We start from the raw sequence: 9,617 nt of genomic DNA on the forward strand, positions 1-9,617 counted from the left end.
TGACCCGACGCAATCGCGAGCAAGCCCGCTCCCACAGTAAAAAGCACCTCAACCAGACAACAAAAACAATCGGACACCCACGGGAAGTCCGCCTGGAGAACCGCAATGAGCCTGAATGCACTGGAGGCGAGCGCGAGCCCGTCCGTTAGCCACGACACCGAAAAAGCCCTGGTCAGCAAAGTCGCCTGGCGCCTGATGCCGCTGATCATGGTCTGCTACCTGTTCGCCTTTTTCGACCGTATCAACATCAGCTTCGCCAAGTTTCAGCTGCAGACCGACCTGAGCCTGAGCGACACCGCGTACGGCCTCGGCGCCGGATTATTCGTGGTCGGTTACGTGATTTTCGAAGTGCCGAGCAACATGATGTTGTACAAGGTCGGCGCCCGGCGCTGGATTGCCCGGATCATGATGTCCTGGGGTCTGGCCACGGCGGCCATGGTGTTCGTCAACAGCGAATGGCAGTTCTACGTGCTGCGCTTCGTGATCGGCGCGATGGAAGCGGGTTTTGCCCCGGGCGTACTGTATTACCTGACCCTGTGGTTCCCGCAGCACTATCGCGGACGCATCACCTCGATGCTGTTCCTGTCGTCGGCGTTCGCGGGCTTGGTGGGCGCGCCGTTCTCGGGCCTGGTGCTGCAACACCTCGACGGCGTGCTGGATATGCGCGGCTGGCACTGGCTGTTCCTGCTCGGCGGCGTGCCGTGCATCGGCCTCGGTTTGCTGGTGCTGACCCTGCTCAAGGACCGCATCGAAGATGCCCATTGGCTGACGCCTTCGGAGAAGACCTTGCTGGCCAGCCGCATCGCCCAGCATGAACCGCACAAGAGCGGTGGCTCGTTGCTCGCTGCACTGCGGATTCCGGGTTTCCTGACACTGGGGCTGATCTACTTCCTGATCCAGGTGGCGTCTTACGGGTTGAATTTCTGGGCACCGCAACTGATCCGCAGCGCCGGTACCGAAAGTCCGGTGATGATCGGCCTGCTGACCGCCATCCCGTACATCTGCGGCGCCATCAGCATGGTGGTGATCGGACGCCTGTCCGATGCTTCCGGCGAGCGGCGCAAGTATGTTGCCGGTCTGGTGGGCGTCGGTGCGGTCGGGTTCTTCTGTGCCGGGATCTTCGCCAGCCACACGACCTTCCTGATCGTCGCGCTGGGCCTGCTAGGTGCCGGGATCATCGCCTCCATCCCGAGCTTCTGGACCCTGCCGCCGAAACTGCTGGCCGGTGCCGGCGCGGGCGCGGCGGGCGGGATCGCGGTGATCAACACCCTGGGCCAGTTCGGTGGCATCGTCAGCCCGGTGATGGTCGGCCGGATCAAGGACCTGACCGGCAGCACCACGCCGGCGCTGTATGTCATTGGTGTCTGTGCGCTGATCGCGGTGGCGCTGTTGCTGTGGGGGTTGCCGCAGAAGTTGCGCACACTCGACAAGGCCTGAAATCTACATTGCCAGACAGACCGCTTTCGCGAGCAAGCTCGCTCCCACATTGGATCTGTGATTGACACAAATTCCCCTGTGGGAGCGAGCTTGCTCGCGATGACTGACTGAGGAGCACCATCGTACTGTCGGTTGTCCCTTCAACCTGCCGTCGCCAACCCCTTGGCCGGTGCATCAAAAAACTGAATCAACACCACCCCGCCCATCAACAGCACCACCCCAAACACCTTGGGCAAGGTGACCTGCCGCTCCACCAGGCCAAACCAGCCGAAGTGATCCAGCAACAACGACGCCACCACTTGCCCCGCCAGCGCCAATGCCATGAACCCTGCGGCACCGAGCCTGGGCAGCAGCACCAATGCCAGGGAAATGAAGCACACCCCAAAAGCGCCACCCGCCCACATCCACAGCGGCGCCTTGCCGATAAAGGCCAGTGATGGCAACGGCAAGCGCAGCGCAACGATGATCGGCAACAGCACGATAACGCTCACCAGCAACGAGGCGAGCGTCGCCCACAACGGATGGCCCAACCCGCGCCCGAGGTTGACGTTGATCGCGCTCTGAAACGGCACCACCGCCCCGGCAATCATCGCCAGCACCACCAGACCAGCCCAATGCAACGTACTCATGATCGTTCTCCAACAGGTTTTGCTGGACTCTAGGGTATTCGTCGCGCAGATTTAAATTCCGTTTTGTTATCCAGAACATGCAGCAGATGAATGATCTTCGACGCATCGACCTCAACTTGCTGGTGATCCTCGACGCCTTGCTCGCCGAGCAACACGTGACCCGGGCGGCCGAGCGTTTGCACTTGAGCCAGCCTGCGGTCAGCCATGCGCTGGCGCGATTGCGCGACCTGCTCGGCGATCCGCTGCTGGTGCGCGCCGGAGCCGGCCTTGTACCGACGTCGCGAGCGCTGGAACTGGTGGCACCGCTGACCGAAGCTCTGGCCCAGGTGCAAGCGCTGCTGGCGCCGAACGCGTTTGATCCGGCTACCGCCAGGCGCACCTTCCGCCTGGCGATGTCCGACTATGGCGCCGCCATTGTCCTGCCGGGACTGATCCGGACCTTGCGTCGCGAAGCGCCGGGCATTGACCTGCAAATCAGCCATGGCAGCCGCGAAAGCATGCTCGACGGCGTGCTCAACGGTGATATTGACATCGCCATTGGTGTGTTCCCGGAAATGCCCAATGAATTGCGCAGCACGCCGCTGTTCGAAGAGCACTACGCCTGCCTGGTGGACCGCAAAAGCCTGCCCGCCGACGGTGTGCTCGACCTGCCCACCTACCTGGCTCGACCCCATGTGCTGCTGGAAATGCGCGGCAGCGGCACCCCGGAAATCGAGCGCGCGTTGACCGCAATGCGCGAACGTCGTCGTGTGGCTGTCAGCCTGCCGCACTGGAGCGTCGCTCCGGAATGCATCAGCGGTACTGATCTTATTCTGACGGTGGCCTCGCGTGGTCTGCTCGATATTGATGAACAGTCGTTGATCGTCGTGCCGCCACCCTTTGATATTCCGTCGTTCACCTTTGTGTTGGCGTGGCATAAGCGGCGGGGCGCAGACCAAGCGTTGAACTGGCTGAATGAGCGGATGGGTGCAGGTGTAGACGGGGTTTATTTTCGGGGGTGATGATTCGCTGGAATCACCAATGGATGGGGGGAAGGCGTCGAGTGTGGAAGACCCTGAGCACTTGCAGACGACCTTGGCGAACTCGATACGGAATCAGATAGGGGCGGTCGGGCAAAATCCATTCACGAGTACCGGGCAATCGACCTTCCCGGCCTGTCGCCGGAAAGCGCGCAAGGTGATCGACACTGGCGAGAATGGCTTGTACGAAATCTGCTGCTGCCTTTGGATTCTCTATCGCAATGTAAGCGGCTTCTTCATCAAGGTTCTTGAGTGCATTACGCAGCCACTCAACGCGCATTGCTTACCCACTTATCAGCAATCGCACTGACCTCGTCTGACGAGGCGAAGTCACCGGCATCGGCTTCTTTCAGCGCTTTCTGAATTTCTTCGATTTGCCATGCTTCCCTCGCGAGATACTCGCGCAAGGCATCGACTGCGAGGAACGACTTGCTGCGGCCAGTGGCCTTGGCAAGACTGGCGAGGGTATCGGCGATTTCGTCTGGCAGGCGCAAGGACATGGTGGACATGACGGTCTCGATGTAGTGGTTTGTAATACAACATACTACAGTGTCATGCAGGGGGAGGCCGCCCCCGTTCGTCTGTCGTAACAAATGGTCTTGCGGTAGTGGTGAATCCTTCCATCTACCGTTTGCAGATTCAGACGTTTTCATTGCCAATCTCATAGGTGAAACCTGCGTCGCACCTGAAAACCTCAAAGGTCTTTAACCCCATGCTCACAGGCCTCAACCACCTGACCTTCGCCGTCACCGACCTGAACCGCAGCGTGACGTTCTACCGGAACCTCCTGCAACTGCACCTCGACGCCACCTGGGATACCGGCGCCTACCTGTCGCTGCCGGGGTTGTGGTTGTGCCTCTCCCTCGACCCGCTACGCCATCCTGAGCCCGCCGCCGACTACACCCATTACGCTTTCAGCCTCGATGCAGCGGATTTTCCGCGTTTCGTCGAGCGCCTGCGATCTGCCCGGGTGCAGGAGTGGCGCGACAACCGCAGTGAGGGCGCATCGTTCTACTTCCTCGACCCGGATGGCCACAAGCTGGAAGCCCACGTGGGTGATCTGGCATCGCGCCTGATGGCCTGCCGGCAGCGGCCGTATGCGGGGATGAAGTTCTTCGAAGATCTGTAAGTCGATGTTGCGGGACCTGATATAGACTGGCCACCATTCACCCAGCAGTACACAAGGACTGCCCATGACCCCATCGCTACTAATGGCCGTGCTTGCCTCGGGATTTATCTACGGCATCACCCCGGGACCGGGCGTGCTGGCGGTGTTCGGCATTGGTGCGGCCCATGGGCGAAGGGCTGGGGCGGGGTTTCTGTGCGGGCATTTGCTCGGCGATGTGGTGTGGTGCAGCACGGCGTTGATCGCGATTGTCGGTGCGCGGGAGATCGGCAGCACCGCGTTCGACGTGCTGGGTGTGCTCAGCGGCCTCTACCTGTTCTGGCTCGGCTGGCGTGCGGTGCGCGCCCGGCGCAGTAATGGCGATACGCCACAGGGCCCGGCGCGGCAGCCGTTCTGGCATGGCATTCTGTTCGGCCTGACCAATCCCAAGGCTTATCCGGTGGCGGTGGCGACATTCACGGCGCTGTTGTCGAGCCGCGCGGAACTGCTCAACTGGTCAATGCTGCCGGCACTGATCGGCCTGAGCTTCGTCGGTGGATTGCTTGCCTACGCTATTCTCATCGGCATCGTTGGGGCACGGCGGGTGCGCACCTTGTATCAACGTCATGAACTGGCAATCACCCGGTTGTGCGGGGTAATGTTCATCGGCTTTGCCATCAACGCGCTGGTCCATGCGTTGCCGGGGCTGATGCCGAACAAGGCTTGAAAGTGATGACAGGGAAGCAAGGCCGACCGGGCAGGGATGATTGATGAGCGCTGCATTATCGGGATACCCACGCTGAACCATGGAAAACCGTAATTCCGCGCCACTGGCGAGCTATATCGATCTGTTGCTGGACGCCGTTTGTGCGGTGGACAAGCAGGGCCGCTTCGTCTTTGTCAGTGCAGCGTGCGAGCGCATTTTCGGCTACAGCGCCGATGAAATGATCGGTCAACTGATGATCGACATGGTGCACCCCGCAGATCGCTTGCGTACCCTTGATGCCGCCCGGGAAATCATGGGCGGCGAGCCCAAGCTCAACTTCGAAAACCGCTACCTGCGCAAGGATGGCCGTGTGGTGCACATCCTCTGGTCGGCACGTTGGTCCGAGGTCGACCAGTTACGCATTGCCGTGGCGCGCGACATCACCGAACGCAAGCAGGCCGAATCCCGGCAGGCCGCGTTGTATGCGATATCCGAAGCGGCCCACGCGGCGGAGGATCTGCTGGCATTGTTCAGGCGTATCCACCTGATCATCGGCGAGTGGCTGCCGGCGCTGAGTTTTTCCGTGGCGCTGTACGACGAGCACTGTGCGCAGTTGAATTTCCCTTACCACGTCGATGACCAGGAGCCACAACCCGAACTGCCCGGAGCCATGACCGGGCAGGTGTGCACCGAAGTGATCCGCACGGGGCAGCCGATCCTGTTGACCCCGGACCCGTGCACGCCGCCTGCCGGCTTCGAAGCCCTGATGACTGGGCAGAACGCACCCTGCTGGCTGGGTGTGCCGCTGAACTCGCACAACGGCACCATCGGCGCGTTGATCGTCAAAAGCGTTCCGGGTGGCGAGCGCTACACCGAGCAGGACAAGGAACTGCTGCAGTACGTCTGCGCCCAGGTCGCGACAGCCATCGAGCGCAAGCAGTTGCACGCCCGCCTGCAACACATGGCCCAGTACGACCAACTGACCCAGTTACCCAACCGTGAGCTGTTGCGCGACCGCCTCAAGGCGTCGTTGCAATTGGCCCGCATGGACGGCGGGCGCATGGCCCTGCTGTACGTCGACCTCGACCGCTTCAAACAAGTCAATGACACCCATGGTCATGCGGTCGGCGACATGCTGCTGCAAGCGGTGGCCAACCGACTCAAGGGCTGCGTGCGGGAAACCGACACCGTGGCCCGCATTGGCGGCGATGAATTCGTGGTATTGCTGCACAGCATTCATGCCGCAGACGATACGGACATTGTGGTCGGAAAAATCCGTCAGGTCCTGGCCCGGCCCCTGCGCCTGGACGGGCACAACCTGAGCATCCATCCCAGCATCGGCGTCGCCCGATACCCCGATCACGGCACCGAAGAGAAGCAGTTGTTCCGGCATGCCGACGAGGCGATGTACTGCGCCAAACGTGAGCATCACCTGCGAATGGTCTGACCACCGGGCACCGTTCGTCGTGCTATCCATGCATTTTTCTAAACCTTTTGGCACGCGCAAATTCAGATTCTATGCGGGCGTCAGCTCGCCGCGACTACCACCAAGAGGAAGAGAATCATGCCTAATTCAAGAAACTCGAACTCGGGAAACTTCGCCAACGATCGAACGAAGGCGTCTGAAGCCGGTCGCAAGGGTGGGAAAACCACCACCACGACTGTCGATAAAGAACCTGCGAAACCCGACATGGGCCGCAAACCCGGACAGAAATCCAAGTAATGGATGCAGGTGGTTTTGATTGAGAAGCGGGGGCGCAAGCTCCCGTTTGAATTTGAAAAAGGAGGGCGCGACCATGAAACGGATGGCCACCCGATTATGTAATGCCAGTTTTGCCACGTTATTGGGCCTGTTTGCCAGCAACGTCTTCGCCCAGTCTCCCGCCGAATTCATCGATGATGCGTCGGCCCAAGGCATGGCCGACATCGAGGCCAGTCGCCTGGCACACCAGAAGTCCGAATCCAAAGAGGTCAAGGACTACACCATAGTCGTCATCAACGACCGCACCACGGCGAACCAGCACCTGGCGAAAATCGCCAGACAACTGGATTTGCCGGTAGCGTCGCGGGAAGAAATTGTCGAAAAGGCCAAAACCCTGATGCCACAAGCCATGGATGGGGCGACCTTCGATGAGGCCTATGCAGCCAGCCAGGTGAAGACCACGCAGCAAGCCATCGAACGCTTGCAGCAGGAAGCGCAGACCACCGACGTGCCGCAAATCAAGGCGTTCGCCGAAGAAACCCTGCCAAAATTGCAAAATCATCTGCAAATGGCCAAGGCCCTGCAAGCCAGAAGCTGATCATCAGCAATTCTTCAGGTTTTGCTGACCTTTTTCCTGGACGACGGTGCCGTCCAGGTCAATGGTCAGGCCTTCGCCAAGGCTGCGATAGTGCTTTCTCAGCTTCTCCAGCTCCTTGAGGTCCAGCGCTTCAAGCCCGAGCATCGCGTTCTGCGCCTCTTTCGTCACCCGAAGCAACTCATCGACCTTCAAATGCAAAATGTCCGTGTCACGGTTCTGTGTGTTCTGGATCAGGAACACCATCAGGAACGTGATGATGGTGGTCGAGGTATTGATAATCAGCTGCCACGTATCGTTGAAATGAAAAATCGGCCCGCTCAGCCCCCACAGAAAAATCAGAGTGATCGCCCCCAGAAACGTCTTGGGGCTACCGGCCCAGAGGGCGAGTTTCTGCGCGATTTTTGCGAACTTCATGACCGTGTTCCTTATAGGGAGGACGCCTGAATTTGTGACAGCGACGGTGGGATGAAAATTCGACGTGATTGAAAAGGTGGTTTTCTGAAACCTTTGGCAGCGCTTGCCGCGGTATCGTAGCGACCCGAGGACAACGCACCGACAGGAGAACGCAATGAGTTGGTCCGCCAAACAGTACGTCGCTTTTGAAGATGAACGCACCCGTCCCGCCCGTGACCTGCTGGCGGCCATCCCCGCCGGGGATGTGCGTTCGGCCATCGATATCGGGTGTGGCCCCGGTAACTCCACCGAGTTGCTGGTCGAGCGTTTTGCCAGCGCCACGGTCCGCGGCCTGGACAGTTCGACCGACATGATCGAGGCCGCACGCAAGCGCTTGCCGCAGGTGCAGTTCGACATCGCCGACATCGACACCTGGAACGACGCAGGCCCCTTCGATGTGATTTTCGCCAACGCAGTGTTGCAGTGGCTGCCCGATCACGCGGCGCTGTTTCCTTCACTGGTGAGTAAATTGGCACCGGGTGGCAGCCTGGCGATCCAGATGCCCGACAACCTGAATGAACCTTCGCACCGCTTGATGCGTGAAGTCGCCGCTGACGGTCCATGGGCCGGCAAACTGGCAGGCGCCGCCGGGCAACGGACCGAGATGGCCGATGCCAGTGGTTATTACTCGATACTCAAGGCCTGTTGCTCACGCGTCGATGTGTGGCGCACCACCTACCATCATCCGCTCGCAGGCGGCGCGTCTGGCGTGGTGGAGTGGTTCAAGGGCACTGGCTTGCGGCCGTTTCTCGATCCGTTGGACGAGGCGGAACGGGCGCAGTATCTGAAGCAATATCAGGCGGCAATCGAGCAGGCGTATCCGGCCTTGGCCGATGGTTCGGTGCTGTTGCCGTTCCCGCGACTGTTTATCGTCGCGACCCGCTGATGTGAAAAAGGGACAGTTGATGCGCGTCACCTGTCCCTTTTATCGCTTGGGACAATCACGGCAGTTTGTTTTTTTTCGAGCGTCGGGCGCTCAAGTATTCAAAAGCAAACGAGGCAAAGCCGAACAACCCGATCAATGAAATGATCATGATTCCCAACTCTGAATTGTGCATGTCGATCTCGGGGCGATGGATGAGCCGAGAGAATAAGGGATCTGTTTCCGGGCTCAACGTCGCACTACGGTTTCTTTATTCCCGTGCCCGGATCTATACGCAAAAGATACGAGCGTGGCTCAGCGCTGAACGCCGACCAACATCATCATCGGCCGCTCGCGCTCTTCGGCAAGCGCCGGTTGCGTCGCCACCTCGGCATCGCTCGGCCCCCATTCGTTGACATGGCGGATGCTGAAACCCGCTGCAATCAGCAGGTTGAGCAATGTGCCAAAGGTGCGATGCTGCTTGATCACACCGTCGGCCAGCCAGTGGGTCACGCGCTCGCCTTCATTCTGATAACCGTCAACCGGCCAACGCTTGTGGCCCTCGGCATCGATGATCCAGCCAGGGTTACGCGGTGCCATGAAGATCGGGTGCTCGATGGAAAACACGAACTGCGAACCGGGCTTGAGCGCCGCATGGACATTGGCGAACAACCCCGGCAAGTCCTTGATGTAGTGCAGCGCCAGGGAGCTGTAGGCCAGGTCCAAACCGCCGACCGGCAGATCGAGGGCTTCCAGGTCGGCGCGTTCATAACGGATGTTTGATGCGGCGGTGGTTTTGCGCGCCTGCTCCAGCATCTTTTGCGAAACATCCAGACCGAGCACGCTGTCAGCGCCTTGCTCACTGGCCCAACGACAAAACCAGCCGTAACCGCAGCCGAGATCCACTACCTTCAGACCCTGCATGGGCGGCAGCATGGCCTTCAGCGCCGGCCATTCCGGCGCGGCATCGAGACCGCCGATGGAGCGGGCCATCTGGCTGTAGCCCTGGAAGAATTGAGGGTCGTCGTAGATGTTTTGGGTCATGTTCGGGTTGCTCTGTTGAAGTGCTCACATGATAAGTGAAGGCACCTGTGGCGAGGGAGCTT

General features: G+C 60.0%; 13 protein-coding genes. 8 read left to right on the forward strand and 5 right to left on the reverse strand.

The window, feature by feature from the left end; translation table 11 throughout:
* Positions 1–105: 105 nt before the first annotated feature.
* A complete protein-coding gene (locus tag PMI26_RS09235) occupies positions 106–1,437 on the forward strand; it encodes an MFS transporter (RefSeq protein WP_007976770.1) in 1,332 nt (443 codons plus the stop codon).
* Positions 1,438–1,577: 140 nt separating this feature from the next.
* Here PMI26_RS09235 and PMI26_RS09230 read toward each other — a convergent pair whose 3' ends face one another.
* The gene (locus PMI26_RS09230) at positions 1,578–2,066 is read right to left on the reverse strand and encodes a DMT family transporter (RefSeq protein WP_007976772.1); all 489 of its coding nucleotides are present in this window, start codon (positions 2,064–2,066) and stop codon (positions 1,578–1,580) included.
* 77 nt (positions 2,067–2,143) lie between these two features.
* On the opposite strand from PMI26_RS09230, the gene PMI26_RS09225 reads away from it, so the two are divergent.
* A complete protein-coding gene (locus PMI26_RS09225) occupies positions 2,144–3,067 on the forward strand; it encodes a LysR family transcriptional regulator (protein WP_007976774.1) in 924 nt (307 codons plus the stop codon).
* A 13-nt stretch (positions 3,068–3,080) separates the two neighbouring features.
* Here PMI26_RS09225 and PMI26_RS30805 read toward each other — a convergent pair whose 3' ends face one another.
* Positions 3,081–3,365, reverse strand: a complete 285-nt coding sequence (locus PMI26_RS30805) for a type II toxin-antitoxin system RelE/ParE family toxin (RefSeq protein WP_081500999.1) — start codon at positions 3,363–3,365, stop codon at positions 3,081–3,083.
* Complete coding sequence (gene relB / locus PMI26_RS09220; RefSeq protein ID WP_007976777.1) at positions 3,355–3,594, reverse strand: type II toxin-antitoxin system RelB family antitoxin; 240 nt, start codon at positions 3,592–3,594, stop codon at positions 3,355–3,357. The genes PMI26_RS30805 and relB overlap by 11 nt, the downstream gene beginning before the upstream one ends.
* Positions 3,595–3,797: 203 nt before the next feature.
* On the opposite strand from relB, the gene fos reads away from it, so the two are divergent.
* From fos to PMI26_RS09200, 5 genes are all read left to right on the forward strand, one after another.
* Complete coding sequence (gene fos, locus PMI26_RS09215; RefSeq protein WP_007976780.1) at positions 3,798–4,214, forward strand: fosfomycin resistance glutathione transferase; 417 nt, start codon at positions 3,798–3,800, stop codon at positions 4,212–4,214.
* Positions 4,215–4,278: 64 nt separating this feature from the next.
* A complete protein-coding gene (locus tag PMI26_RS09210) occupies positions 4,279–4,917 on the forward strand; it encodes a LysE family translocator (RefSeq protein ID WP_007976782.1) in 639 nt (212 codons plus the stop codon).
* A gap of 79 nt (positions 4,918–4,996) precedes the next feature.
* On the forward strand, positions 4,997–6,343 hold the full coding sequence (locus tag PMI26_RS09205; protein WP_007976784.1) for a sensor domain-containing protein: 1,347 nt from the start codon (positions 4,997–4,999) through the stop codon (positions 6,341–6,343).
* 117 nt (positions 6,344–6,460) lie between these two features.
* Positions 6,461–6,619: a KGG domain-containing protein gene (locus PMI26_RS30810; RefSeq protein ID WP_007976786.1), complete on the forward strand. Its 159-nt coding sequence runs from the start codon at positions 6,461–6,463 to the stop codon at positions 6,617–6,619.
* A gap of 73 nt (positions 6,620–6,692) precedes the next feature.
* On the forward strand, positions 6,693–7,196 hold the full coding sequence (locus tag PMI26_RS09200) for a DUF4142 domain-containing protein (protein ID WP_007976788.1): 504 nt from the start codon (positions 6,693–6,695) through the stop codon (positions 7,194–7,196).
* 3 nt (positions 7,197–7,199) lie between these two features.
* Here PMI26_RS09200 and PMI26_RS09195 read toward each other — a convergent pair whose 3' ends face one another.
* A complete protein-coding gene (locus PMI26_RS09195; RefSeq protein WP_007976791.1) occupies positions 7,200–7,610 on the reverse strand; it encodes a low affinity iron permease family protein in 411 nt (136 codons plus the stop codon).
* Between the two features lie 154 nt (positions 7,611–7,764).
* On the opposite strand from PMI26_RS09195, the gene tam reads away from it, so the two are divergent.
* Positions 7,765–8,535: a trans-aconitate 2-methyltransferase gene (gene tam / locus PMI26_RS09190; protein ID WP_007976792.1), complete on the forward strand. Its 771-nt coding sequence runs from the start codon at positions 7,765–7,767 to the stop codon at positions 8,533–8,535.
* Between the two features lie 291 nt (positions 8,536–8,826).
* Here the strand turns inward: tam and PMI26_RS09185 are convergent, their stop codons facing one another.
* Entirely contained in the window at positions 8,827–9,555 is a 729-nt protein-coding gene (locus tag PMI26_RS09185; RefSeq protein ID WP_007976796.1) for a class I SAM-dependent methyltransferase, read from the reverse strand.
* Between the last annotated feature and the right edge of the window lie 62 nt (positions 9,556–9,617).

The organism is Pseudomonas sp. GM33, from assembly GCF_000282295.1.
Classification (GTDB): Bacteria; Pseudomonadota; Gammaproteobacteria; order Pseudomonadales; family Pseudomonadaceae; genus Aquipseudomonas; species Aquipseudomonas laurylsulfatiphila.

Bases quoted from the DNA above. Each gene is read 5' to 3' on its own strand.
- PMI26_RS09225 (WP_007976774.1), top strand. From the start codon at position 2,144: ATGCAGCAGATGAATGATCTTCGACGCATCGACCTCAACTTGCTGGTG.
- PMI26_RS09195 (WP_007976791.1), bottom strand. From the start codon at position 7,610: ATGAAGTTCGCAAAAATCGCGCAGAAACTCGCCCTCTGGGCCGGTAGC.
- tam (WP_007976792.1), top strand. From the start codon at position 7,765: ATGAGTTGGTCCGCCAAACAGTACGTCGCTTTTGAAGATGAACGCACC.
- PMI26_RS09205 (WP_007976784.1), top strand. From the start codon at position 4,997: ATGGAAAACCGTAATTCCGCGCCACTGGCGAGCTATATCGATCTGTTG.
- PMI26_RS30805 (WP_081500999.1), bottom strand. From the start codon at position 3,365: ATGCGCGTTGAGTGGCTGCGTAATGCACTCAAGAACCTTGATGAAGAA.
- relB (WP_007976777.1), bottom strand. From the start codon at position 3,594: ATGTCCACCATGTCCTTGCGCCTGCCAGACGAAATCGCCGATACCCTC.
- PMI26_RS09235 (WP_007976770.1), top strand. From the start codon at position 106: ATGAGCCTGAATGCACTGGAGGCGAGCGCGAGCCCGTCCGTTAGCCAC.
- PMI26_RS30810 (WP_007976786.1), top strand. From the start codon at position 6,461: ATGCCTAATTCAAGAAACTCGAACTCGGGAAACTTCGCCAACGATCGA.
- PMI26_RS09230 (WP_007976772.1), bottom strand. From the start codon at position 2,066: ATGAGTACGTTGCATTGGGCTGGTCTGGTGGTGCTGGCGATGATTGCC.
- PMI26_RS09210 (WP_007976782.1), top strand. From the start codon at position 4,279: ATGACCCCATCGCTACTAATGGCCGTGCTTGCCTCGGGATTTATCTAC.
- PMI26_RS09200 (WP_007976788.1), top strand. From the start codon at position 6,693: ATGAAACGGATGGCCACCCGATTATGTAATGCCAGTTTTGCCACGTTA.
- fos (WP_007976780.1), top strand. From the start codon at position 3,798: ATGCTCACAGGCCTCAACCACCTGACCTTCGCCGTCACCGACCTGAAC.
- PMI26_RS09185 (WP_007976796.1), bottom strand. From the start codon at position 9,555: ATGACCCAAAACATCTACGACGACCCTCAATTCTTCCAGGGCTACAGC.